Origin of the sequence: Agrobacterium sp. CNPSo 2736 (assembly GCF_004005385.1) — a bacterium.
GTDB classification, from domain to species: Bacteria; Pseudomonadota; Alphaproteobacteria; order Rhizobiales; family Rhizobiaceae; genus Agrobacterium; species Agrobacterium leguminum.
On record NZ_RZTX01000014.1, the window covers coordinates 43,358 to 68,454 of the forward strand.

Consider the following 25,097-nt stretch of genomic DNA (forward strand, 5'->3'; position numbering starts at 1 on the left):
TCTTAGCCTCGACCTTACACGCGGTTGCCGGGTCCAGTGAGGAGCGCCCGGCGGCCGAAAGCCCGCTGGTGCAAACGCTCCTCATCTCGAAATCTCATTTTATACTGGATTTAGGCCCTGAAGGGCCGCGCATCCGCCGATGGCGAAAGACGCCCGCGGACTGCGCAAGGAGGAAGCGAAATGGACGGCAAGATCACCAATATTTCCAAGGGCATGGCTGACGCGAGCGTGAAGTATCGCCCTTACCCGACCATCAATATCCCCGACCGCACCTGGCCGGGCAAGACCATCGACAAGGCGCCGATCTGGTGTTCGGTGGATCTGCGCGACGGCAACCAGTCGCTGGTCAACCCCATGGGTCACGACCGCAAGGCCCGCATGTTCAAGCTGCTGCTCGAAATGGGTTTCAAGGAAATCGAGATCGGGTTCCCTTCCGCTTCGCAGACGGATTTCGATTTCGCCCGCTGGTGCGTGGAAGAAGGCAATGTGCCTGACGATGTCTCCCTGCAGGTGCTGGTACAGTGCCGCCCCGAGCTGATCACCCGCACCTTCGAGGCGCTGGAAGGCGCCAACAAGCCGATCATCCACTTCTACAATTCCACTTCGGAACTGCAGCGTCGCGTGGTGTTCGGCAAGGATGTGCACGGCATCAAGCAGATCGCCGTCGATGCGGCCAAGATGATCACCGACATGGCGGCCAAGGCCGGCGGCGGTTACCGTTTCGAATATTCGCCGGAGAGCTTTACCGGCACCGAGCTGGAAGTGGCGCTGGAAATCTGCAACGCCGTGGTCGAGGTTGTGAAGCCGACGGCCGACAACAAGCTGATCCTGAACCTGCCTTCGACGGTGGAAATGGCGACGCCAAACATCTATGCCGACCAGATCGAATGGATGTGCCGCAATATCGACAATCGCGAAAACGTCATCATCTCGCTGCACCCGCATAATGACCGCGGGACGGGCATTGCCGCGACCGAGCTGGGCCTGATGGCCGGCGCGGACCGCGTCGAAGGCACGCTGTTCGGCAATGGCGAGCGCACCGGCAATGTCGACGTCGTGACGCTGGCGCTGAACATGTATACGCAGGGTGTGGACCCGCAACTGGATTGCCGCGATATCGAGCGCATTAAGGACGTCTACGAATATTCCAACGAGATGACGATCCCCGAGCGTCATCCTTATGTGGGCGAACTGGTTTACACTGCCTTCTCCGGCTCGCACCAGGATGCGATCAACAAGGGCATGAAGGCGATCAAGGTCGCCAACCATCCCGTCTGGGAAGTGCCCTATCTGCCGATCGACCCGAAGGATGTCGGCCGCTCCTATGAGGCGATCATCCGCATCAACTCGCAGTCGGGCAAGGGCGGCATCGCCTATATTCTCCAGCAGGATTACGGCATCAACCTGCCGCGCAACCTGCAGGTGGAGTTTCGCGAGGATATCCAGCGCATCACCGATGAAGAGGGTGTGGAACTGCCGGCCAGGCGCATTTATGAGCGCTTCATCGAGCGTTACGTGACGCAGCCGAATGCGCGCATCAAATTCGTCGATCACCACACCTATCCGGCTGGCGATTTCAAGGGCGTGCGCATCGTCGCCGCCGAAATCACCGATAATGGCGAGGTGAAGCGTATCGAGGGCAAGGGAACCGGTCCGATCGACGGGTTCATCAATGCGCTGTCGGTTTATCTCGGAATTGACCTGTCAGTGAATGATTATTCGGAGCATTCGCTGCAGCATGGCTCGAATGCTTCGGCTATTGCCTATGTCGAGATGGAGCATCCGGGCGGGAAGCTGTTCGGGGCGGGGGTCAACACGAATATTGTGGCGGCTTCGCTGGAGGCGATTGTTTCGGCGGCCAATCGGGTGCTGGAAGAGCGGGCGCGGTAAGAGGGCTTTGAGGGTGGGGCTTTACCCCCCCTCTGCCCTGCCGGGCATCTCCCCCTCAAGGGGGGAGATCGACTCGCGGGTAGGTCTCGCCCATCTCAACGTTTGTGAATGAAATGGCGGTAGCGCTTCCTGCTGATCTCCCCCCTTGGGGGGGAGATGCCCGGCAGGGCAGAGGGGGGTGAAGCCACACGCTCCAACCTCACGGCAGCGAACGCTATTCCCCCCGCAATGAAAACCCCAACGGACGCCCGTTGTCATAAAACACCCGCACATCCTCCAGCGCCACGCCCGTCCCCGTCTCATCAAGGCTGTGCCGTTCGCAGGTAACGTTCCAGGTGCCGGGACCACCGGAAATGTGGAAGAGATTATAGGCCGCGCGCGGTTTTTCCCCACCCGGCCCCTGGCTGGCCGAGGCGATGCCGACGACAGGGATGTGGTCTTCCCCGTGATGCGTATTCAGCCAGTAGACCGTGTTGAGATGGGTATGACCATGCAGCACGAGTTCCGCGCCGCCGACACCGAGCGCCGCGGCGAAACGGCGGATGCCGATCATGCGCTTGTGGGTGGGGGAGGCGCCGCGGATCGGCGGGTGATGGATCATCACCACGCGGAATAGCCCCTGTTCACCGGCTTTTTTCAAAAGCTCCGCCGTGGCGCGGGCCTGCCGGTTGCCGAAATAGCCGGTTGCCGAAAAGGGTGGCGTCGCAATCGAGGTGGAGCAGCCGATCAGTGCGACCGGGCCGCGCACGCGCATATAGGGAAAGATTTTACGGTCGTCGTCCCATTCCGGCGGGTCGCCATCGCCGCGAACATAGGGATACCAGGCCTGCATGGCCTTGTCGTGCGCGCCTGAAACATAGGCGTCGTGATTGCCGGGAACGACGGAGGTTCTTTCGGGATCGCCCACTTCCTCCAGCCAGTCGGCGGCGGCGCGGATTTCAATGCCTGTCGCAAGATTGACGAGATCGCCGGTAATAGCCAGATGATCCGGAGACTTTGTCTCCAGATCGTCGAGCAGCTTTTCCAGCGTATCGGTGAAGAGATGCTTGCGACGGTTGCGGTGCCAGTTGACAAAACCGGTGATACGCTTGGATGCAAGTTCGCGGAAAGTGAGTTTTGGCAGTGGCCCTAAATGGACGTCTGAAATATGCGCAAGTTTGAACATGGCGGCAGAGATAACCTATGATATGCCGCGCGTCCAATAAAAGCCGGCAGGCGGGGAGAAACCAGGGTGAATGACGAAACAACCGGGCGGCAGGCCCGTCCGTTCCATATACGTGTCTTCATCCGTTTTCTGCATTTCGTTTTTCTGTTCACGCGCGGCGCAACCCTTGGTGTGCGTGCGGCCTGTTTCGATGAAAAGGGCAGGATTTTTCTGGTGCGGCACACTTATCTGCCGGGCTGGTATCTGCCGGGTGGTGGGGTGGAGCGCGGCGAAACCCTGCTCGTGGCGCTGCACAAGGAAATCCGCGAGGAGGGCAATCTCGAGGCTGCCTCCAGGCCGGAGCTTTTCCATGTCTATCTCAATCTGGAAGGCAGCAATCGCGATCATGTGGCGCTCTATCGGCTGGAGGTCACCCAGACCGAGCTGAAGAAACCGGATCATGAAATTGCCGAAAGCGGCTTTTTCGACCTGTCGGAGTTGCCCCAAGGGGTGACGGCCGCAACCCGCCGCCGCCTTGCCGAGCTTGCCGGCGAAGCGGCGATCGCTGACCACTGGTAACGGCGGCGGCTCTCCGTCAGGAGAGCGCCTCGCGGCCATGGGCCATGGTCAGGTCCAGTTCCGGGCCGACGGGCACGATGCCGGTCGGGTTGATGGTGCGGTGGCTGCGGTAATAATGTTCCTTGATGTGGCGCATATCGACCGTGTCAGGCACGCCCGGCGTCTGGTAAAGATCGCGCAAATAACCCGTCAGGTGCGGATAGTCGTGGATGCGGCGGATATTGCATTTGAAATGGCCGACATAAACCGGGTCGAACCGCACCATCGTCGTGAACAGGCGCCAGTCCGCTTCCGTCTGTTGCGCGCCGAACAGGAAGCGCCGGTCCTTCAGGCGGTCCTCCAGCATATCGAGCGTTTCGAACACCTTCACGGCATTCTGCTGATAGGCGTCCTGCGTGGTGGCGAAGCCGGCCTTGTAGACGCCGTTATTGACGGTGTCGTAGATGACGTCGTTCAGCGCATCGATCTCGGCGCGCAGCGCTTCGGGATAATAATCTGCCTGCGAGCCGGTGAGATCGTTGAAGGCGGAATTGAACATGCGGATGATTTCCGCCGATTCGTTGGAGACGATGGTGCCGCGCTTTTTATCCCAGAGCACCGGCACGGTGACGCGCCCGGAATATTTGGGGTCTGCTTTGGTATAGACCTGCCAGAGTGTGGAGGAGCCGAAGAGGTGATCCTCGGTCGCGCCCGGCGTGCGCTCGCCCTCAGGCTTGAATTCCCAGCCGTTTTCCAGCATCAGCGGATCGACGACGGAAACGGAAATCAGGTCTTCCAGCTTTTTCAGCCTCCGGAAAATCAGGGTGCGGTGCGCCCAGGGGCAGGCGAAGGAGACGTAGAGATGGTAACGGTCCTTCTCCGCCTCGAAGCCGCCTTCTCCGGAAGGGCCGGGTGCGCCATCCGCTGTAACCCAGTTGCGGAATTGCGAGGCGCTGCGCTTGAAGTGCCCCTTGGTTTCCTTGGTGTCATACCAGACGTCTTTCCATACGCCTTCCACCAGCATGCCCATGACGATCTCCTTGATTGTTTCCTTTTGAGCGATCCTAACCGTTCTGCACTCGCCCGCGAACCCGCAAGGCGTTGAACAATGCGTTTCCGGTCCTGTGGGAACTGAATGGGATAGCGCAGAGATTTGTTCTGGACGGGTCGGAATTTTCCTGATAATTGCGATTTTCACAAATCTGAGGAAATTGCTGACTATGATCGAACCACGGATGCTCCGACGACGCTGACGCTCCTGAACGCCCTTACCGGCGCAGCCGTCACCTATTGTCGCATCCGCATTCTGGAAGTTTCGGTCTCTTCATGTCCAAGCACGATCTTGTCTACCTCACCGAGGACGCGTCGCACGACGCCATCATCGACATCATCAACGAAGAAGCATTCGGTCCCGGCCGGCACACCCGTGCGGCAGCGCGCATCCGTGAGCAGGGGCCGCATGATCGGTCGCTGTCCTTCGTCTGCGCCGATGATGGCGAAACCATTGCTTCTGTGCGCATGACGCCGGTTCTGGCGGGCGGGGTGAAGGGCCATATGCTCGGGCCCCTTGCGGTGCGGCCCTCGCACAAGAACAAGGGCATCGGCCGGGAACTCGTCCGGATCGCCATTGCCGCCGCCCGGCGGAAGGGCTCCGAAGCCGTGATCCTCATCGGCGATCCGCCCTATTACATGCCGCTCGGTTTCGAGAAGGTCGCTTATGCGGAGCTTGATTTTCCCGGCCCGGTCGACCCGAACCGGGTGCTCGTCGTGCCGATTGGCGATGACGTGCACCAGCGGCTGAAGGGCAAGATCGGCTGGCGCAAATGCGAGGCCGTGATGCCGGCCGCCACGGCGGAAGATGAGGGTTTTGAGGAGCCGCTCAGGGTTTACGGCTGAGGGGTATCCGAAGGGGCGTCGTCCTTCTTAGCACGACATAAAACCCCGTCATTCCGGCCTTGAGCCGGAATCCAGCCAGCCCAAGTCTTTGGGCTGAAAGGACTCTTCTCACGGCGCAGACGCGCCGTGACTGGATGCCGGATCAAGTCCGGCATGACGGAAGGGGCGTTGCGCGCTATGGCAAACATCGAGACTGCCGTGCACGTCTTTTTGTGTGGTAAAATCTTCTTCCGATGGTCTGTCTCGAAACAACCCGTCACGCTCCACAGAATTCAATTCCGTTTCCTCCCCCTATACGATAGCAAGTCAAAGTCGATTTCTGCAAAGGGGCGGGGCATGACGGCTATCACCATGAACGATGCGCTGGAGCGCGCGGGCGCAGGCGCCTATCAGCGGCGGCTGATGGGCATATTCGGCCTCGTCTGGGCGGCGGATGCCATGCAGGTTCTGGCCGTCGGCTTCACCGCCGCCTCGATTGCCGCAACCTTCGGGCTGACGGTGCCGCAGGCGCTGCAGACTGGCACGGCGTTCTTTTTCGGTATGCTGCTGGGTGCTGCCGGTTTCGGGCGGCTGGCGGATCGGTATGGACGTCGCCGTGTGCTGATCGTCACCGTGGCCTGCGATGCGCTGTTCGGCGTGCTTTCGGTGTTCGCGCCCGATTTCACCATCCTGCTCGTTCTGCGCTTTCTCACAGGGGCTGCCGTGGGCGGCACGCTGCCGGTGGATTATGCGATGATGGCCGAATTCCTGCCTGCCAAAAATCGCGGCCGCTGGCTGGTCTTTCTGGAGGGTTTCTGGGCTGTCGGCACGCTGATCGTGGCGCTGGCGGCCTGGGGCGCCAGCCTTGCCGGCGTTGCCGATGCCTGGCGTTATATATTCGCGGTGACGGCTTTTCCGGCGGTTCTCGGCCTTGGCCTGCGCTTTCTGGTGCCGGAATCGCCGCTTTACCTGCTGCGCAGCGGGCGGTTGGAGGAAGCCAAGGCCGTCGTCAACCGCATGCTGGTGACGAATGGGCGCGCGCCGCTCGATGCCGGGACCGGGCTTTCCCAGCCTGACGTGGCCAAGGGGCAGGGGATATTTTCGCCGGCGCTCCGGCAGCGCAGCATCATGATCCTCGCCATCTGGTTCCTCGTTTCCGTTTCCTATTACGGTGTCTTTACGTGGATGCCGGCGAAACTGGCCGGAGACGGGTTCGGCTTCGTGCGCGGTTATGGTTTTCTGGTACTGGTGGCGCTGGCGCAGATCCCCGGTTATGCGCTTGCCGCCTATGGCGTCGAAAAATGGGGCCGCAAGCCGACGCTGATCGGTTTCTGCCTGCTCTCCGCGCTCGGTTGCCTGCTTTTCACGCTGGCGTCAGCCGGCGCGATGATCGCCGCCTCGCTTCTCATCATGAGTTTTGCGCTGCTGGGCACCTGGGGCGCGCTTTATGCCTATACGCCGGAGCTTTACCCGACGGAATCGCGGGCGACCGGCATGGGGGCTGCGGGCGCCATGGCAAGGCTTGGCGGCCTGCTGGCGCCGTCTCTGCTTGGTTATGCCATAGCGCAGGGTTTTGGCGTCGCAATCGGCATCTTCGCCGGTCTTCTGGTGCTTGCCGCCATTGCCGCGACGATGATCAATGCGGAAACGCGGCAGGTGGCGCTGAGCTGACGCGTCGTTCCCGCGCAATGACCTGACCCGTTGAGGATCAGGTCATGCTATTTACCACTTTACAGCGCCGTGTAATTGACCGGCAGCCAATCGTAATTGGTGCTGTCGGTGCGCACATGGCCGATGCCGGGGAAGGCGATATGCGCGCCGGCCACCAGATATCTGCCTTTCACCGCCTGCCGGAATGCCAGATCGCGCGCGACGACGGCGGCCTTCTGGTCGACGTCGAATTCGATGGTCACATCCGGCTCATCGAACTGGAGGATATCTCCATGGGTGATATCGCCCCAGAAGACGATTTTCTGGCCATCGCTTTCGAGAACGACAGCGCTGTGGCCGGGCGTGTGGCCAGCGTAAAGGATAGAGCCGAGACCGGGAACCGGCGCGGCGTTGTCACCGAATGTCTCGAATTTACCGGCGTCGATATAGGGCTGGATGCTTTCCTTGGCTTCGGCATAACCCTTCTTCAGCGCTTCAGGGGCTGCCTTGGCCTTTGCCTCATCAAGCCAGAACTCGGCTTCGCGCGCATTGACCCTCAGCGTCGCATTGGCAAAGACGCGTTTGCCATCTGCCGATAGCCCGCCGGAATGGTCCGTGTGGATATGGGTGAGGACAATGTCGTCTATCTCGTCGGTTTTATAACCGGAGGCCTCGATATTGGCGACGAGCCTGCCGAGGGATGGGCCGAGATAGGTGCCGGTGCCGGCGTCGATCAGCACCAGCCTGTCTCCGGTGTTGACGAGAAATGCGTTGACCGAGGTAGGTGTCTGTTCCGGCAGGAAAGCGTCCTGCAAGACCTTTGCCGCATGTTCCGGCGTGGTGTTGGTGTAAATCTTGGCGAGCGGCAGCGCGATGACGCCGTCCGAAAGGGCGGTGACCTCCACCTTGCCGATCATCAACCGGTAAAAGCCGGGTGCCTGTGTGGCGGCCAAGGGCGCCTTGGCGAATGCGACGACGGGGGCAACGAAAGGGGCGGCGAAGATGGCGCTGGCGGCGCCTTTGAGAAGTGAGCGACGGGACGGCATTGGGGGCTCCTGGGTTGAGGGAATGTCTTGAAACTTTCCGCACTCCAGCTAAGTGTAGAGAGGTTAGCAATCAAATCGATGTGACTTATGCAAACTATCGATCATTTCAATCTCCGTTCATTCGACCTCAATCTTCTCATCGCTTTCGATGCGATGATGGAGGAGATGAACGTCACGCGCGCCGCGCGTCGGCTGAAAATCCAGCAGCCGGCCATGAGCCATAATCTCTCCACCCTGCGCACCCTGTTTCAGGATGAGCTTTTCATCCGCGTGGGGCAGGAGATGAAGCCGACGGCACGGGCGCTCCATCTGGCCGGCCCGGTGCGGCAGGCGCTCAGGCAGGCGCAGGCGGCGGTGTTGACGGCGGATGTGTTCGATCCGGCCACCGAGCGCCGCACGTTCCGGCTCGGCATGTCGAGCGAGGTGGAGCTGTTGCTTTTGCCGGATCTGACGGCGCGGCTGCGGGAGATTGCGCCCGGTATCCGCATTCTGGCCCGCAGCGGTCAAGAGCAGGAAATTACCGCGATGCTCGATACGGGCGTGATCGACATGGCTGTCGGATGCACCTATTCGAAGGAGCAACGCCACCATTGCGAGCCGCTTTATTCCTCCAGCGTGCTCTGCTGTTTCAACCCGGCCTTGCTCGATCTGCCCAATCCCGTCGGGCTGGATGCCTATATGGAGGCGAAACATGCGGTCATATCGCAGACGGACAGCCTGCATGGCTGCATCAAGGATGCACTGGAACTGAGCGGCTTGGAAATCGATGTCGTCGCGGCCGCGCCGGATTTCCTCTCGGTGCTGGCGACCGCGCGGTCCTCGGCGGTACTGGCGACCGTGTCCTCACGCATCGCGCTGCGTTATGCGCCAATGCTGGGGCTGGAAATAAGCCCCGTGCCGGTGACGCTTAGTTTCCCGCCGGTCGCCATGGTCTGGACATTGCAGACAGATGCGGATGCCGGAGCCGTGTGGCTTCGCCAGCAAATCCGCGAGGCCATGGGCCGAACGGTGGACGGTGGGGTATCGGGGATCGCCGCCTAAAGCATGTCTCCCAAAACTGTGCAGCGGTTTTGGCAGACATGCATAAAAACAAAGAGATAAAGCGCGTCGCATTTAATCTGCTTCCACAGTACACGACAGTTGAAATCATCGACGGCGCTGGGTGTTGTTACCCCCTCTGTCCTGCAGGACAGAGGGGGTAACGACACGCGCGGTCGTCGACGATTTTCAACACCTGCTAGAAACGTTTCTCGAGCCATGTGATCGACTGGCCGCTGGAAAGGGGGCCAAGCGAGCCAATCTTCGTGAAACCGTAGCGCTCATAGGTTCTCAGGGCATCCGGGTTCATCGTGTCGATATAGGCCCCCATGCAGCCGCGCTTTCTGGCCTCCGCCTCCGCCATGGCAAGCAGCTTCGGGCCTGTGCCCTGACCGCGCATGGTTTCCGGCACGAAAAGAAGCTGCACGTAGAGCCAGCCGCGAGCGGTATGGCCAACCAGACCGCCGGTGACGATATTGTCGTCATCGCGAATGGTGATGTTGAGTTCGCGTTTGTCGCTTTCGCCGAAACGGGCGAGATTATAGGCCACCAGCGGATCGCGAATGGCCTTTTCGGCCTCTGCATCCGCGATGTCGCTCAAAACGAAATTCATGTTCATCTTCCCGGGCCGCCGGGCGGCGGCCGTTTCCCGTTTTCCATTCCGAGACGTGAAACGCCTTGAGCTTTTCGCTGGAAACGCCCTTACCTGCCCTCACGCCACCACAGCGCGGAGAAGGCGAGCAGCAGGGCGGCAAGTCCGGCAAAACCGGCAAAGAGCGGTAGGGTGTTGACGCCTTTCAGCACCGTCTCGTCGGTCAGACGTATCAGCATGCGATCCTCGTCGGCAACCCTGATGTCACCCCGCACCGGCAATATATCCGGCAGCGCGATGCGGCCGGAATTATCGGCGACACGGTGCACGCTGCCCCTGGTGGCGTCGGCCAGCGGCTTCAGCGTCTCTGTCGTCGAAATCATCGCCTTGAACTCCGGCGCATCTACCGCGCCGACATGGACGAGGGTGGTGAAATCGCCGTTCTTGATTTCGAACAGGCCGGTTTCGTCCATGCGGCGCTCGATCTTGTAAAGACCGGGCTCGGTGGTGGTGAAGGCCATGTTTTCCGTTTTGCCAGAAGGGAAACGTACGCTGGCCTGACCGGGATCGTCGCCGATGGTCTGGCGGGTGATCTGCAATGTGCGGCCATTGGCACGTGCCGTCAGCGCCTCTTCCTCAAGCTCGGGTTCCTTCATCAGCCAGTGGGCGATGCGGCGATAAAGCGCCACATGCGGGCCGCCGCCTTCGAAACCACGCGCCCACAGCCAGCCCTGATCGGACAGAAGCATGGCGACACGGCCTTCGCCCTGACGGTTCAGCACGAGAAGCGGGTCCTGCCCATCGCCCAGCATCACGGTCTGGCCCTGCGGCGGGTCAACGCTGATGGTGCGGAACCAGCGGCCCCATTGCGGCGGCTCGTTCGCGGATCCATCCAGCCCGCGGGTGACAGGGTGCTTCTTGCCCGCTTCCGAAAGGCGGGGATAGAATGCCGCCTGATGCACCTGACCCGTGGGTTGGGCCGGCAACACGGAGGCGAGCGGCGTCATGGCGATTGAATCCTGACCGGCATGTTCCGGGCCTGCGGCAATCAAGAGCGCGCCGCCCTTTTCGACATATTGGGCGATGTAATCGTAATAGAGGATCGGCAGCACGCCGCGATGCTGGTAGCGGTCGAAGATGATGAGGTCGAAATCCTCGATCTTTTCGACGAACAATTCGCGGGTCGGGAAGGCGATCAGCGAGAGTTCGTTGATCGGCGTGCCATCCTGTTTTTCCGGCGGGCGCAGAATGGTGAAATGCACCAGATCGACCGAGGCGTCGGATTTCAGGAGGTTACGCCAGGCGCGTTCGCCGGCATGGGGCTCGCCGGAGACGAGCAGCACGCGCAGGTTCTGGCGGATGCCTTCGATCAGGTGAACGGCGCGGTTGTTCGCAGCAGTCACTTCGCCGGGAAGCTCGGCGACGGAAAATTCCATGACATTGTTGCCGCCACGCGGAACCTTGAAGCTGAACGGCGTCGGCTGGCCGGGTGTGGCCTGAAGCGTGGCGATTTCTTCGCCGTTCATCTTCACCGTCACTTCCGCCGAGCCGCCGCCTGCGGGGCGGCCGTCATCGAAGACACGCAGCGTCAGCTGCTGTTCCTCGTTGACGATGCCGAAGCGCGGGGCGCGGACGATCTCGATGCGGCGGTCGAATTCATCAGCCTTGCCGGTGATCAGCCCATGCACGGGGGCGCGGAAGCCGAGCGCCTGTTCGGCATTGGGCAGGGCATTCGGGATATCGTGGATCTGGCCGTCGCTGAGGAAAATCGCGCCGCCGACGCGTGATGGCGAGACATCGGAAACGGCCGAGGAGAGCGCCGAGAAAAGCTGGGTCGAGGGCGAATCACTCTCGCCATCGTCGCGCACTTCGACGATGCGCGGTTCGATGCGCGGGAAGCGCGACAGACGGTCTTTCAGCGTCTCCAGCGCCGTATCGGTCATTTGCGGCCGGTCCTGTACGTCCTGGCTCTGCGAGCGGTCGACGATGACGGGCACGATGGTGGAAAGTGGCTCGCGTTCCTCCTGCGTCAGAAGCGGATTGGCGATGGCAGCCAGCAAAGCGGCAAGCGCCAGCCCGCGCAGCCATGCGCCGCGCACGCCACGCCACAGGCCGATGAAGGAAAGCGCAAGAGCGGCGACGGTCAGAACGGCGATCACGATCCACGGCAGGAAGGGGGAGAAGGTCAATGTCATGTCACTGCCCCAACCGTTCGAGAAGTGCGGGAACGTGAACCTGATCGGCCTTGTAGTTGCCGGTCAGCATATACATCATGATGTTGACGCCGGAGCGGAAGGCGTGTTCGCGCTGCATCTCGTCCGGCGGCACGGTGGGCAGAACCGGCGCGCCCTGCGGATCGACTGCCCAGGCGCCGGCGAAATCATTGCCCGTTATCATGATCGGCGTCACGCCATCACCGGAAGAGGAGAGGCCCGAGGTGGTCTTGGCGGCTCCCTGTCGCGATTCCACCCAGAGCGGCGAACCATTGTAACGGCCGGGGAAATTGGTGAGCAGATAGAAGGACCGCGTCAGAACGTGGTCTTCCGGCACAGGCTCCAGCGGCGGAATATCGATATTGGCGAGGATCGCCTGCAGACGCTCGCCGTTAGGGCTGGTCGCGCCGGTATCGAGCGAAGAGAACTGGTCGCGCGTGTCGAATAGCACGGTGCCGCCGGCGCGCATATAGGCGTCGATGCGCGAAATCGCGGCGCTTGACGGCATGGGTGCCGTGGCGGAAACCGGCCAGTAGATGATCGGATAGAAGGACAATTCATCCTTGGAAATATCGAGTCCAACCGGCTGGCCGGGTTCCAGTGTCGTGCGCCAGGTCAGGAATTCGCTGAGACCCTGGAGACCCTGCTCGGAAATGCGGTCGACATCATCCTCACCGGTGCGGACATAAGCGAGATGGGTGGTGTCCAGCCGCTCGAAAATCTGCTCGTCGCCCGGTTTTGGATCGTCGGCGCGGGCATCGGTTGGCGACATGGCGGCAAAGGCGCCAAGCGCCAGAAGCAGGGTGGCGGCGGTGGCGCTGCGGGCTTTCGGCAGGCGTGCGAAGGCGCCGTTCATGAAGAGCACGATCAGGCTGTCGGCGATCAGCATCAGGAAGGCGGCGATGAAGAGCGCCGGGCGCAGCGATTTCGCGGTTTCGCCGATCAGGGCCTCGTTGGTGGTGCTGACACCGGCGGCGGACGTATCGAGCGGGCGCAGTGTGGCGCCTGCGGGTAAGAGATTGAGAGCCACGAAACCATCCTCTGTGCCATAGAGGCCGGGGGGATTGTCGAAACCGGTGCGGGGCGGCTGGCCGGCACGCATTTCCAGCGGCCGGGCAGTGCCGATCTCGGCTGAAAGCGCACCTTCGGCCGTCAGCAGCCGGAAGGGCGGAAGGGCAGCGGCCGGGGCATTGGCGTTGGCGGAAGCGCCGCCCGCCTTCGACAATTGCACGATACGGCGCAGCATATCGACGAAATGGCCTGAAATCGGCAGGTCAGACCAGCTCGCCTCAGCGCTGACATGGAAGAGCACGATGCGGCCTGCCTCGACATTACGGGTGGTGACGAGGGGCGTGCCATCGGCAAGGCTTGCCCATGTGCGTTCAGCCAGGTCCGGCGTCGGTTCGGCCAGAACCTGACGTTTGACGAGGACGCCATCGGCCTTCGGCATGCCGGCAAAGGCGCCGAAATTCGGGAAATCGGCAAGCGGTTGCGGCTCGGCCCAGGAGAGCGCGCCGCCAAGCGCGCGTTCGCCCTGTCTGAGTGTTACAGGCACCAGCGGATCGTCGGCCGGGGCTGCGGCAAGGCGCGGTCCGGCAAAACGGATCAGCGTGCCGCCACCGGCGAGCCAGCGTTGCATCGGCTCATAGGTTTCCTGCGGCAGACGGCCGATATCGGCCATGACAATAACCGAAGGATTGGATTGCAGGATTTCGGGGATCGCCTGCGCCAGATCGGCCTGTCGCTGTGGGATGAGATCGGCGAAAGGCTGAAGCGCACGGCTGATATAATAAAGCGGCTGCAGCAATGGCTGGAAATCATTGCCGGTTTCGCCGGCCAGCAACGCCACGCGGCGGCGGCGGAAACCGTCATCCAGCAGATGCACCGCACCCGCCGTCGACACGCCTTCGAGGGAGAGGCGGGCGAAATCGTTGCGCAGTTCGAAGGGTGCTTCCACCGTCGCCGTTGTTTCAGCCGCGCCGGGCGCGAAATTCGCGATGCCGTTGGCGAGAATGCGGCCCTGACTATCCTGCGCATTGACGGTTACCCGGGTGGCTTCGGCTGTATCGAGCCGCGACAGTGTGACGCTCATGGCATCGGCATTGTTGGTGGCGCCGGTAATGGCGGTGATCGCCTTGCCGTCGCCCTTCACGATGCGGAATTCGGCGGGGGAGAGGCTGGCAAGCGTTCTCATCGCGCTTTCATCCTGCGCGGTTTGAACACCATCGGCAATATAGGCGATCGTGCCGGGGGCCGTGCCGTTCAGCGCCTCGGTGATGGCTTCCGCCGTGCGGATACGATCTGGAACGAGCGGCTTCGGCTTTGCTGCGGCGAGCTTTTCCAATGCAACGGCTGTCGTTCCCGGTACGGCGTCATGTTCCGCATCGGCGGTGAAGCTGATGGAGACGGGGCGGTCGGCCCGCTCCGCATCGCCGATCAGGGCCTGAGCGGTGGCCACGCGTCTTTCCCAGTCGGGCGCGGAAGCCCAGCTATTATCGACCACCAGCACCAGCGGGCCGCTGCCGGCGATGCTGTTGTTGCGCGGGTTCACCACCGGATCGGCGAGCGCAAAAATCACGGCGGCGGCAAGCGCCATGCGCAAAAAGGTCAGCCACCACGGGCTTTTCGAGGGCGTTTCCTCGCGTTTCAGCACCGTTGCCAGAATTTTCAGCGGCGGAAACACTTCCGCCTTGGGGCGCGGCGGGGTGAGCCGCAGCAGCCACCAGATGGCGGGCAATGCCAGCAGGCCGAAGAGAATGTAGGGGCTGGTGAAGACGAAAGGCAATGCGCTCATCGGTGCCCACCGCCCTGTGCCGGTGCGCCGGAAAGATACATGTGAACGGCCACAAGCGCCTCGGAAGCCAGATGATCGGTGCGGTGGAAGACGAAGTTCCAGCCGAGACGGCGCAGCGACGAGGACAGCGCCTCGCGTCTTGCGAGATAGGCGCGGGTGTAATCCTCGCGAATGGTCTCGGCGCGGCCAGACACCAGTTTTTCGCCGGTTTCCGGATCGGTAAATTCGGTACGGCCGGAATAGGGGAAGGTTTCTTCGGCCGGATCGGCAATTTCCACCACATGGCCGCGCAGGCCGCGCCGGGCGAGAGGCGAAATCCGCTCCATCACATTTTTCGCATCATCGAGAAAATCGCCAATCAGAACGATGTCGCTCGCGCCGCGGATCATGCCCGTTTCCGGCATACCCGTTGTCAGCGGCGCGTGCATGATGGCGGCGGCCAGCCGTTCGGCGGCGTTTCTGGCCGAGACCGGCTCCATGATGCCGGGGCAACCGATGCGTTCGCCAGAGCGCGCCAGGATTTCCGCCAGCGCCAGCATCAGCACCAGCGCCCGGCTTTCCTTGGAGACGGAGCCGAGGGTGGATTTGAACATCATCGACGGCGACATGTCGGCCCAGAGCCAGATGGTGTGGGCTGCCTCCCATTCCCGGTCGCGCACATAGGTATGGTCGTCGCGGGCCGAGCGCCGCCAGTCGATGCGCGACAGGCTTTCGCCTTCGGCATAGGGGCGAAATTGCCAGAAATTTTCGCCGATGCCGCGTTTGCGGCGGCCGTGCCAGCCGGCGGTGACGGTGTTGGCGATTCGTTTTGCCTCGACCATGCAGTCCGGCACCAGTGCGGCACGCTGGCGCGCGCGCGCCAGAACTTCGCTACCCGGCGTCTTGTCTACGATCTGGCCGATGGATGCCACAGGCACTCCTTTCGCGAAAGGTTAGGCACGCGTCTTTTAATTCTTTGCCTGCTCCACGAGGGCCGCAATCACATCGCGCACCGACATGCCTTCGGCGCGGGCCGCAAAGGTCAGCGCCATGCGGTGTTCCAGCACCGGCTCGGCCAGCGCATGGACATCGTCCAGCGAGGGGGCGAGGCGGCCTTCATAGAGCGCACGGGCGCGGGCCGTCAGCATCAGCGACTGGCCGGCGCGCGGACCCGGACCCCAGACAACGTGTTTGTCGGTCAATTTGTTGCCATGGCCGGGGCGGGCGGAACGGACGAGCGACAGGATCGCGTCCACGACCTTGTCGCTGACCGGCATCTGGCGGATGAGGGCCTGGATTTCCATCAGGCGCTCGGCACCGATCACGCCGCGTGCTTCGCCGGAGGCGGTGCCCGTCGTGTCGAGCAGGATCTGGCGTTCGGCGGCAAGCTCGGGATAACCGACATCGACCTGCAGCAGGAAACGGTCGAGCTGGGCTTCGGGCAGCGGATAGGTGCCTTCCTGTTCCAGCGGGTTCTGGGTGGCGAGAACGTGGAACGGCTTCGGCAGCTCATAGGTCTGGCCGGCCATGGTGATGTGATATTCCTGCATGGCCTGCAAAAGTGCGGACTGCGTGCGCGGGCTGGCGCGGTTGATTTCGTCGGCCATCAGCAGCTGGCCGAAAATCGGACCCTTGATGAAACGGAAGGAACGGCGACCGTTCTCGTCCTGATCCATGACTTCGGAACCGAGGATGTCTGAAGGCATCAGGTCCGGTGTGAACTGGATGCGGTTGGCATCGAGGCCAAGCACGGTGCCGAGCGTGGTGACGAGCTTGGTCTTGGCGAGGCCGGGAACGCCGACGAGCAGCGCATGGCCGCCGGAGAGGATGGCGAGAAGCGTGTTCTGCACCACTTTTTCCTGGCCGAAAATGACCTTGGAGACCTCCGTGCGGATGGCCGCTATGTCGGAAAGCGCCTTTTCGGCCGAGGCGACGATGGCCTTTTCATCGAGGGTTTCGCCGGTATTCATCACGCCCATGTCGCTCTCCTCATACCTTCGCCGCTGTCGCATTCGCATCCCGGTTTTGCTGGTTGCCAACCGGGGCGGATTTTGCGCTGCATCTAGCTTATTGCTCTCTTGGCCGCTGACAAGCGCCATTCGAATGACTATGTCGTGACTTAGTATTTCCTTATCGGCAAAGCGAGACTCGAATATGGCGGCGGAGACGATAAATTCGGCTGATGATGCGGCGGGGCTTGCGGCGATGATTTCCCGCGCCGCCGAACAGAGCGGCGATGGCAAGCGCGGGCCGGCCCCGGTGGAGCGCTGGAATCCGCCTTTTTGCGGTGATCTCGACATGGAAATCCGTGCTGACGGCACGTGGTTCTACCTCGGGACACCCATCGGGCGGGCACCTCTGGTTCGGCTGTTTTCCACGGTTTTGCGCAAGGATGAGGATGGTAAAACCTATCTTGTAACTCCTGTGGAAAAAGTCGGCATCCGGGTGGTGGACGCACCCTTCGTCGCCGTGGAAATGACGGTGACTGCGGCTGGTGCGGATGGCGAATCCCTGCTGACCTTTCGCACCAATGTCGGCGACGTGGTGGAGGCGGGGCCGGAGCATCCGCTGCGCTTTGAAATTTTCGGTGAAAACCGCGAATTGAAACCCTATCTTCTGGTGCGCGGCCGGCTGGAGGCGCTCGTCTCACGGGCCGTGATGTATGATCTCGCGGCACTCGGCGAAGTGATCGACGTGGATGGCGTCGACATGTTTGCGGTGCGCTCGGGCGGGGTGATCTTTCCGGTGATGCCCGCCAAGGAACTGGAACGGCTTTCACAATGACGATGATGACAACGGGCCTCAAGGCTTTTACCGCCACCGATTTCCGCCGCCGGGTGCTGCAGGAAGGCGAGGGCGTGGCCGAGCGGGAAAATGGTGACCACGTGCTCAATCCGGGCGTGGTGCTGTCTGGCAACGGCATCCGGCTGAAGGATGCCGCAGTGCTGATACCGGTTATCGACGATGGCAACGATGCGCGGGTGATCTTCACCCAGCGCACGGCAACCCTGCGCCAGCATTCAGGCCAGATTTCCTTTCCCGGCGGCGGCATCGATGCCGAAGACCGCACGCCGGAAGAGGCAGCGCTGCGCGAGACGGAAGAGGAGATCGGCCTGTCGCGTTCTTTCGTGGAAACGGTGGGGCGGCTGCCGGATTATATTTCCGGGACGGGTTTTCGCATCAAGCCGGTGCTGTCAGTCGTCCGCCCCGGCTTTGATTTGACACTTAATCCCACTGAGGTGGATGAGGTTTTCGAGGTGCCGCTGTCCTTCCTGATGGACCCGGCCAATCACGGCCGCGGCAGTCGCATCTTTCAGGGGAAGGAGCGGTTTTTCTACGAAATGCCCTATGGTGAACGGTATATTTGGGGCATTACGGCGGGCATCGTCCGAACGATTTACGAGAGGTTTTATACATGAATAGCCTTGCCGGGCGGGACTGGTTTGAAAAACCGGCGCTGAAGCGCATCTTTACGCTTCTGAATGCCGATGGCGGCGAGGTGCGGATCGTCGGCGGCGCGGTGCGCAATGCGCTGATGGACCTGCCTGTCGTCGATGTCGACATGGCGACGACGCTGACCCCTGACGTGGTTGTTGCTCGGGCCAAGGCTGCGGGCATCAAAGCGGTGCCGACCGGCATCGAGCACGGCACCGTAACGCTGGTGATCGATGGCGAAGGTTTCGAGGTGACGACGTTGCGCCGCGATGTCGAAACCAATGGCCGCCACGCACAGGTAGCCTTCGGCACCGACTGGCAGACCGACGCCGAGCGGCGCGACCTCACCATCAATGCTCTCTATGCCGATGAAAGGGGCGAGATCATCGACCTTGTCGATGGTCTTCCCGATATCGAGACCGGCACGGTGCGCTTTATCGGCGATGCGGCGATGCGGATTTCGGAAGATTACCTGCGGATTCTCCGGTTTTTCCGGTTTTTCGCCCATTATGGCTCCGGTCGCCCGGATGCGGACGGCTTGCGGGCGAGCGCGCGGGCCAAGGATAAGCTGGGCACCCTTTCGGCCGAGCGGGTGTGGAGCGAGCTGAAAAAGCTGCTTTCCGCCCGCGATCCTTCCCGCGCTCTTTTGTGGATGCGGCAATCGGGTGTTCTGGCGGAAATTCTGCCCGAAACGGAAAAATGGGGCATCGACGCCATCCACGGGCTGGTGGCGACGGAGCAGGCTCTCGGTTGGGCAGTGGACCCGCTGCTGCGGCTTGCCGCCATCGTGCCGCCGGACAGGGACAGGCTGGCCGCCCTTGCCGCGCGCCTCCGGCTGTCGAAAGCCGAGGCGGGTTATCTTGCCCATTGGGCTTCGGCTCCGGCGGCTGATCCCGAGCTGAAGGAAACGGCGCTCGACCGGCTGCTTTATCGTCAGGGCGTCGAAGGCGTGAAGACACGGCTGAAACTGGCGCTTGCTTCGGCCCGTGCCGATCTTTCGGCTGGCGACGCCGCCATGCAGAAAGTGGCGCGGCTTTCGACTTTGCTGGCGCGAGCGGAAAAATTCCACAAACCGGGCTTTCCGCTGAGCGGTGCGGATGTGATGGCCGCGGGCGTCGAGGCCGGCCCGAAGGTGGGCGAAGTGCTGAAAAGCCTCGAGGAAAAGTGGATCGACGTCAATTTCTCACTCGACCGGGCAGCTTTGACCGCCCGGCTGAAGGATATGCTGGAGAATTGAGGTCAGCGACGGCGGCGTTGCGGCTCAGGCCGCATTTGCCTCGTCGCGAATGCGGGATTTGATATTTTCGATCATGTTCTCGCGGATCACGGTTTCGCCGTGCGCCGATCGCATATGTTCCACGGTGCGACGCACAACTTCGGCGTCGTCATCTGCGCGCGTGTGCCAGGCACAGCCGGGCACGAGCGTTCCACATTCAAACAGTCTCATGGTCTTGCCTCCCTGTTTTAGAGCGCCATGCGCCCGTTCGGACGCATAAAGGACGCTCTAACATCTTGAGTCTGCACATTCTTCCTGTCGAAAACCGGAATCGATTTTCGACAGGAAGAATGTGCGAGAGCGAGGGACAGCATTCAATTGCCTGCTGTCCCTCCGACAGGAAACGAATGTTCACCGCTTATGTTCCAGAGCGGCGTCGTTCGACCTTATTCAGGCCCCTATTCGGGCATCGCCCAGCACTGGAAAACAGAGGATGTGCCGGCTGCCGGAATTTTTGTACGAGGCATTTCGTCATTGGCTGCCCGCCGTGCCGTTTTTTGTCCGGCAAGGGTGCGTTTTACCTGTTCGACATAAAAGGAATGCGGCAGTTCGCGATCACCCGTGGCGCGCATTTCCGCTGCCAGGCGGTCGATCAATTCCGGGGTATCGATGGATTGTGGCGCTCCCTCGGGGGAAGCAGAGATAGGCATGCTGTTCGAAGTAATCATGACGATAGCTCCTCCAGTACGTCTGCGGGGAGGAGACTATCATTGCCTTGATTTTTCCATAAGTCCTAATTTGCGCTATTTGCGACAAATTGGCTGATGAGCGTCAAATTTGCGTGAGGTTTTTTAGGGCCAGCGCACCACCGGCGGCAGCGAGGAGAGAATCGATTCGACGTTACCGCCCGTCTTGAGGCCGAAGATCGTGCCGCGATCGTAAAGCAGGTTGAATTCCACATAGCGGCCGCGGCGGATGAGCTGCTCGTCGCGATCTTCTTCCGTCCAGTTCTGGTTGAAATTGGCCCGGACGATTTTCGGATAGACCAGATTGAAGGCGCGGCCGACATCCTGCACGAAGGCGAAATTGGCGTCCCAGCCGCCATTTTCCTCCTGCGGGTGCAGCCAGTCGAAAAAGATGCCGCCGATGCCGCGGGCTTCGTTACGGTGCTTCAGGAAGAAATACTCGTCGCACCACGTCTTGTAGCGCGGATAATCGGCAACCGGATGGCGGTTGCAGGTGATTTCGAAGGCGCGATGGAAAAGCTGGCTGTCCGGGTCTTCCTGCGTCCGTCTGCGTCCCAGCACCGGCGTCAGATCCGCACCGCCGCCGAACCAGTGGCTGGTGGTGACGACCATGCGGGTATTCATGTGCACCGCCGGCACATTGGGGTTGACGGGATGGGCGATGAGCGAAATGCCCGAAGCCCAGAACTGCGGGTCTTCTTCCGCACCCGGTATCTGCTTGCGGAATTCCGGCGAGAATTCGCCATAGACGGTGGAGGTGTGGACGCCGACCTTCTCGAAGACTCGGCCTTCCATCATCGACATCTTGCCGCCGCCGCCCTCGCCATTGTCGCGCAGCCAGTCTTTCTGGACGAAACGGCCGGGCTCCTGGTCGGAAAGAGGGCCGGTCAGGTCGTTTTCGAGAGTCTCGAAGGAGTTAACGATGGTGTCGCGCAGATGCTGGAACCAGGCTTGGGCAAGGGCCTTCTTGTCCTCGATGTCGTCGGGCAAGCCCTTCGGCAAGATTGGCCGTTCCATGCGTATTCTCCTTTGGTGAAGTCGATTCCCTGTCGCGTCTAGCAGGTGCAGGCCCCGCGCACAAATTCGACTCGCCAAGTTCACATGCGGGCACTATCTTTATCGATGTAGGTGCCAGAGGTGAATATCATGACGAAATTTACCGGACCGCCGCCCCTGGACGGGCTGAAGCGCAGGATCGCCAATCACCGCAAGGCGCGTGAAGGCTCGGGCGACGACAAGACGCGCAATGGCATGTTCGTGCGGCAGACCTTCTGTCTCGGACGCGAGGAAGCCCGCGCCAAGGCGCGCGAATGGTTCGACAGCTTTCCGAAAGCGGCCTACTGGACGGAAGTGGAAAGCTGGCGGCAACTGGAAGGCGACCGCATCGAATTCACCATGCGGCGGCTTCCTTCGGCCGATTGAAACTTAGAGCGTTTTCGCATTTCCGGACGGAAAACCGGGAACCGCTTTTCCCGGAAATGCTTTCAGGCGCGGGGCTCGGCATAACGCAGGCGGCTTTCGATCAGCACGCCACTTTCATCCAGAATGGGATGCGCCACCGTGACGATATGGGCGTTGATGCGTTTGAGGTCGCGCAGCATGTCGAGATGCAGCGAACTGGTCTGCATGCTTTCCGCCAGCCCGTCGCGCAGCCGCTCCAGATGGCGGTTGGAGGACTGTTTTTCGAGGCGGCGTATATCCACCTTGCTTTCCATCAGCCTGCGGGCCAGCTCGAAATCGCCGGTTACCAGAATGCTCTGGGCGGCGCGCAGGTTTTCGATGGTCATGTCGAACAGGGTTTTCAATTCCTCATAACCGTCATCGGAAAATTTGAAGCTGTTCAACACCTTCTTGCGAATCTGCTCGCAAATGCCCTTTTCGATGATGTCGCCGATATGTTCGAGGTTGATGGCGTAGTCGATGATGGCGATCGAACGGCGCGCTTCTTCATCGGACAGCCCCTTGCGTCCCAGCTGCGACAGATAGACCTTCACCTCCTGCTGGCGGCGGTCGACCTTGTTTTCGAGCAGGGAAACCTCCTGAAGCGGTGCGAGATCATTATGCTTGAAGGCGTTTTCGGCGCGGATCAGCATCCGCTCGATGCTGTCGCCGACGCTTAAGACTTCGCGGGTGGCGTTGGCAAGCGCCACGACCGGCATGTCCAGCGCCTGCTGGTCGAGGAAATTCGGGCCGTCTTCGGCTTTCGGATCGCCCGGCACCAGCCTTGCCATCAGGTCGGACAGGAGGCCGGAGAAGGGCCAGGCCAGCGCCGCCAGAATGACGTTGAAGATCAGATGGGCGTCGACCGGCAGTTTTGCGGGCGAAAGCGGTAATTGCTGCAGGAACTCCGCGCCATAGGAGGCGAGCGGCAGGGCGATGAGGCAGCCAATGGTGCGCACCAGAAGGTTGCCCATGGTGATGCGCCGCGCCGAGGCGGGGCCGGAAAGCGTGGCGATGACCGGCGGAATGGCGCCGCCGAGATTGGCGCCGAGAATGAGCACGATGATGAGGCCGGTGGAAAGCGTGCCGGTGGCGGCCAGCGACAGGATGAGCACCACGACGGCAAGGCTGGAAGACGAAACGAAGGCGAGCACGGCGGAAAAGATCAGCGCGACGGGCCATGCCCCGTCAAGCAGGCCGATAAAGACGCCGAGAGCCGGCGAGGCGCGCATCGGTTCTGTCGCGCCGCTCAACAGATGCAGCGACAAAAGCATGAGGCCGATGCCGATCAGCGCCGTTCCGCCGCCCTGCCGGGCGTTGGAACTGCCCTTTTTCAAAACAATGCCCGCAAGGATCAACAGCGGCGACAGCCACTCCACCCCGGCTGCCACGATCCATGCGGTAACGGCGGTGCCGACATTGGCGCCGAGCAGCACCACCTGTGCCATGCGCGGCCTGATGAGGTCTCGTTCAGCAAAGGAGGCGACGGTAAGCGCGGTCGCCGTCGAACTTTGCAGCGCGACGGTGGCGAAGAAGCCGGAAAAGAAGGAGCGCGGACCGTTCTGGGTGCCGGTGGCCAGCACGCTTCGCAGTTTCATGCCGAAGGCGCGGGTGACGCCATCCTTGACCTGGGCAAGGCCGAAGAGCAGCAGCGCGACTGCGCCGAGAAGGTTGACGATGACAATGGTGGATTGCATGCGACGTCTCCTCACACCCGCCGGCGGATGGTTCCGGCGAGCACGATTTTTATTGTCCGGCTAATTAGTATAGGAGCCTCGATGCCCCGGGTACAGGCCGGGTTGCGACAGTTTTGAAGTAAAAACGGTCAAATTTTGTATTTGCCCGAAAAATTGGCGTTAAAAATGGCGCCTATGCCCATGCCACCTGGCGCAAAGCCTCGCCGGCGATCATCGCCGCCGACATGGCGACGTTGATGGAGCGCTGTCCCGCCACCATGGGGATGATGATTCGCACCTCTGCCTTTTCATGCACATGGTCCGGTACGCCCGCACTTTCGCGGCCGAAAAGCAGGATGTCATCCTTGCGGTAGTCGATCTTCGTATAGGGCAGGGCGGCTTTGGTGGAGGCGAGAACGAGACGGCGGCCGGTGGTTGCCCGCCATTCCTCGAAACGGTCCCAGCTGACATGGCGCGTCAGCGCCGCCGCCGCGATATAATCCATGCCCGCCCGTTTCAGATTACGGTCGGAAATATCGAAACCCGCCGGCTCGATGATATCGACGCCGAGGCCGAGACAGGCGGCCAGCCGCAGGATGGTGCCGGTATTGCCGGGAATATCGGGCTGGTAAAGGGCGATCCTGATTTCGGGCATGGTATCGGGCATGGACGTCTCACTGCGATTGGGGTGCCCGTCCGATTATCACGGGCAGGGGCCGGGCGACAGCTATGCTGTGAAAAGTCCCTTTGAGGCGTTGTTCCCGGCTCAATGTTCATTCGCGTGACATACAGGGCGGATACCCATTCACCAGCGCATCGTCGGGTTTGCCCGGACCATCGTGAATGGTCGGGACAGGCCGTTTCGAGCCGGATTTTCTGCACGCAACAACAGGAGGACATCATGTCCGAACGGGTGAATTTCGTCCATCTGACCGATCTGCATGTGGGCAATCCGCAGGTGCAGGACGATGATCTTTATTCCGAGACCTCGGCCACGCTTTCCGCGACGCTTGCGCAGATCAAGGCGCTCGTGCCGCCGCCTGAATTCATCGTCGCCAGCGGCGATCTGACCAACAGGGGCGATGCCGGCAGCTATGAGGAACTCAAGCGGCTGATGGCGGAAGCGGAACTCGATATGCCGGTGCTCTTCGCGCTCGGCAATCACGACCGCCGCGACGGTTTTTATCCGGTCATGCTCGACCGCCATGAGGATCTGGACGAGCCCTATGACCATGCCGAGGTCATTGCCGGCATCCACATCATTGTCATGGACACCAGCGTTCCGGGCAAGGTCGGCGGTGCTTTCGAGCCGGGGCAGATCGAATGGCTCGAGGACGAACTTGAAAGCCACCCCGAACTGCCGAAGCTGCTGGTGATGCACCATGCGCCGGCGCTCGATTTCGACCGCCCGGAGGCGGAGTGGGAATCGCTTTCCTTCGCGGATACCGAGGCGCTGGACGAGGTGCTGTTCGAGCATGATGTCATCGGCATTCTTGCGGGCCACATCCATTACGACCGCATGTCGCACTGGCAGGGCATTCCCGTCGTGGTCGGCATCGGCCAGCATTTCGCCACCGATCCGCTTTGGCTGCATGAGGGCGTGCGCATGTTGTCCGGTGCGTCCTTCGCCATCGGCACGATAAGGGACACGGGGCTGACCGTTACCTTTGCGCCGCAGCCCAGCGATCGCCGGGAATTGAAGCGGCATACGCAGGCCGGAATGGTCGAGTTGATTGCGGGCTATGAAAGCGCGGAGGCGCAGGACGCGGCCGAATAGGGCGACGTGCGCATCGTTTAACGGGCGG

At 61.5% G+C, this 25,097-nt stretch carries 23 protein-coding genes; 10 read left to right on the forward strand and 13 right to left on the reverse strand.

Going from position 1 to position 25,097, the window contains the following annotated elements; all coding sequences use genetic code 11:
- Positions 1-180: 180 nt before the first annotated feature.
- A complete protein-coding gene (gene leuA, locus EM858_RS20240; RefSeq protein ID WP_127757781.1) occupies positions 181-1,890 on the forward strand; it encodes a 2-isopropylmalate synthase in 1,710 nt (569 codons plus the stop codon).
- Positions 1,891-2,104: 214 nt separating this feature from the next.
- Here the strand turns inward: leuA and EM858_RS20250 are convergent, their stop codons facing one another.
- Positions 2,105-3,055, reverse strand: coding sequence for a metallophosphoesterase (locus EM858_RS20250; protein ID WP_127757782.1), 951 nt, complete (start codon positions 3,053-3,055; stop codon positions 2,105-2,107).
- Between the two features lie 66 nt (positions 3,056-3,121).
- Here EM858_RS20250 and EM858_RS20255 point away from each other — a divergent pair, with 66 nt between their 5' ends.
- Positions 3,122-3,613, forward strand: coding sequence for an NUDIX domain-containing protein (locus EM858_RS20255; protein ID WP_127757783.1), 492 nt, complete (start codon positions 3,122-3,124; stop codon positions 3,611-3,613).
- 16 nt (positions 3,614-3,629) lie between these two features.
- Here EM858_RS20255 and EM858_RS20260 read toward each other — a convergent pair whose 3' ends face one another.
- Positions 3,630-4,622, reverse strand: coding sequence for a glutathione S-transferase family protein (locus tag EM858_RS20260; RefSeq protein ID WP_127757784.1), 993 nt, complete (start codon positions 4,620-4,622; stop codon positions 3,630-3,632).
- A 296-nt stretch (positions 4,623-4,918) separates the two neighbouring features.
- On the opposite strand from EM858_RS20260, the gene EM858_RS20265 reads away from it, so the two are divergent.
- Both EM858_RS20265 and EM858_RS20270 read left to right on the forward strand, forming a co-directional pair.
- Positions 4,919-5,488: an N-acetyltransferase gene (locus tag EM858_RS20265; RefSeq protein ID WP_127757785.1), complete on the forward strand. Its 570-nt coding sequence runs from the start codon at positions 4,919-4,921 to the stop codon at positions 5,486-5,488.
- A 336-nt stretch (positions 5,489-5,824) separates the two neighbouring features.
- Positions 5,825-7,138: an MFS transporter gene (locus tag EM858_RS20270; protein ID WP_127757786.1), complete on the forward strand. Its 1,314-nt coding sequence runs from the start codon at positions 5,825-5,827 to the stop codon at positions 7,136-7,138.
- A gap of 59 nt (positions 7,139-7,197) precedes the next feature.
- Here the strand turns inward: EM858_RS20270 and EM858_RS20275 are convergent, their stop codons facing one another.
- A complete protein-coding gene (locus EM858_RS20275) occupies positions 7,198-8,163 on the reverse strand; it encodes an MBL fold metallo-hydrolase (protein WP_127757787.1) in 966 nt (321 codons plus the stop codon).
- A gap of 87 nt (positions 8,164-8,250) precedes the next feature.
- On the opposite strand from EM858_RS20275, the gene EM858_RS20280 reads away from it, so the two are divergent.
- Complete coding sequence (locus EM858_RS20280) at positions 8,251-9,204, forward strand: LysR substrate-binding domain-containing protein (protein ID WP_127757788.1); 954 nt, start codon at positions 8,251-8,253, stop codon at positions 9,202-9,204.
- Positions 9,205-9,400: 196 nt separating this feature from the next.
- On the opposite strand, the gene EM858_RS20285 is transcribed toward EM858_RS20280, so the two are convergent.
- The 5 genes from EM858_RS20285 to EM858_RS20305 form a co-directional block, all read right to left on the reverse strand.
- Positions 9,401-9,814: a GNAT family N-acetyltransferase gene (locus tag EM858_RS20285; protein WP_127757789.1), complete on the reverse strand. Its 414-nt coding sequence runs from the start codon at positions 9,812-9,814 to the stop codon at positions 9,401-9,403.
- Positions 9,815-9,903: 89 nt separating this feature from the next.
- The gene (locus EM858_RS20290; protein WP_127757790.1) at positions 9,904-11,988 is read right to left on the reverse strand and encodes a hypothetical protein; all 2,085 of its coding nucleotides are present in this window, start codon (positions 11,986-11,988) and stop codon (positions 9,904-9,906) included.
- A 1-nt stretch (position 11,989) separates the two neighbouring features.
- Positions 11,990-14,800 carry a DUF4159 domain-containing protein gene (locus EM858_RS20295; protein ID WP_127757791.1) on the reverse strand — a complete coding sequence of 937 codons (2,811 nt, stop codon included), beginning with the start codon at positions 14,798-14,800 and terminating at the stop codon, positions 11,990-11,992.
- Complete coding sequence (locus tag EM858_RS20300) at positions 14,797-15,711, reverse strand: DUF58 domain-containing protein (protein ID WP_004430192.1); 915 nt, start codon at positions 15,709-15,711, stop codon at positions 14,797-14,799. The genes EM858_RS20295 and EM858_RS20300 overlap by 4 nt, the downstream gene beginning before the upstream one ends.
- A 36-nt stretch (positions 15,712-15,747) precedes the next feature.
- Positions 15,748-16,758, reverse strand: coding sequence for a MoxR family ATPase (locus EM858_RS20305; RefSeq protein WP_065113889.1), 1,011 nt, complete (start codon positions 16,756-16,758; stop codon positions 15,748-15,750).
- 175 nt (positions 16,759-16,933) lie between these two features.
- Between EM858_RS20305 and EM858_RS20310 the strand changes: the two genes are divergently transcribed.
- From EM858_RS20310 to EM858_RS20320, 3 genes are read left to right on the forward strand one after another with little or no spacing between them, the layout of a single operon-like run.
- A complete protein-coding gene (locus EM858_RS20310) occupies positions 16,934-17,563 on the forward strand; it encodes a DUF1285 domain-containing protein (protein WP_127757792.1) in 630 nt (209 codons plus the stop codon).
- On the forward strand, positions 17,560-18,198 hold the full coding sequence (locus EM858_RS20315; RefSeq protein ID WP_080816253.1) for a CoA pyrophosphatase: 639 nt from the start codon (positions 17,560-17,562) through the stop codon (positions 18,196-18,198). The genes EM858_RS20310 and EM858_RS20315 overlap by 4 nt, the downstream gene beginning before the upstream one ends.
- Positions 18,195-19,451 carry a CCA tRNA nucleotidyltransferase gene (locus tag EM858_RS20320; protein ID WP_127757793.1) on the forward strand — a complete coding sequence of 419 codons (1,257 nt, stop codon included), beginning with the start codon at positions 18,195-18,197 and terminating at the stop codon, positions 19,449-19,451. Before EM858_RS20315 ends, EM858_RS20320 begins: the two co-directional genes overlap by 4 nt.
- Before the next feature lie 24 nt (positions 19,452-19,475).
- On the opposite strand, the gene EM858_RS20325 is transcribed toward EM858_RS20320, so the two are convergent.
- From EM858_RS20325 to hemF, 3 genes are all read right to left on the reverse strand, one after another.
- Positions 19,476-19,661: a DUF1059 domain-containing protein gene (locus tag EM858_RS20325; protein ID WP_003523091.1), complete on the reverse strand. Its 186-nt coding sequence runs from the start codon at positions 19,659-19,661 to the stop codon at positions 19,476-19,478.
- A 227-nt stretch (positions 19,662-19,888) separates the two neighbouring features.
- Positions 19,889-20,158 (reverse strand): hypothetical protein, encoded by a 270-nt coding sequence (locus EM858_RS20330; RefSeq protein WP_127757794.1) that lies wholly within the window; start codon positions 20,156-20,158, stop codon positions 19,889-19,891.
- 123 nt (positions 20,159-20,281) lie between these two features.
- Entirely contained in the window at positions 20,282-21,193 is a 912-nt protein-coding gene (hemF, locus tag EM858_RS20335; RefSeq protein WP_127757795.1) for an oxygen-dependent coproporphyrinogen oxidase, read from the reverse strand.
- Between the two features lie 129 nt (positions 21,194-21,322).
- Here hemF and EM858_RS20340 point away from each other — a divergent pair, with 129 nt between their 5' ends.
- Entirely contained in the window at positions 21,323-21,598 is a 276-nt protein-coding gene (locus EM858_RS20340; RefSeq protein ID WP_003523094.1) for a hypothetical protein, read from the forward strand.
- 62 nt (positions 21,599-21,660) lie between these two features.
- Here EM858_RS20340 and EM858_RS20345 read toward each other — a convergent pair whose 3' ends face one another.
- Together EM858_RS20345 and EM858_RS20350 are read right to left on the reverse strand one after the other, a co-directional pair.
- Entirely contained in the window at positions 21,661-23,313 is a 1,653-nt protein-coding gene (locus EM858_RS20345; protein WP_127757796.1) for a Na/Pi cotransporter family protein, read from the reverse strand.
- 172 nt (positions 23,314-23,485) lie between these two features.
- Positions 23,486-23,947, reverse strand: a complete 462-nt coding sequence (locus EM858_RS20350; RefSeq protein WP_174025446.1) for a tRNA (cytidine(34)-2'-O)-methyltransferase — start codon at positions 23,945-23,947, stop codon at positions 23,486-23,488.
- A gap of 246 nt (positions 23,948-24,193) precedes the next feature.
- Between EM858_RS20350 and EM858_RS20355 the strand changes: the two genes are divergently transcribed.
- A complete protein-coding gene (locus tag EM858_RS20355; protein WP_127757798.1) occupies positions 24,194-25,069 on the forward strand; it encodes a phosphodiesterase in 876 nt (291 codons plus the stop codon).
- The last annotated feature ends 28 nt before the right edge of the window (positions 25,070-25,097 follow it).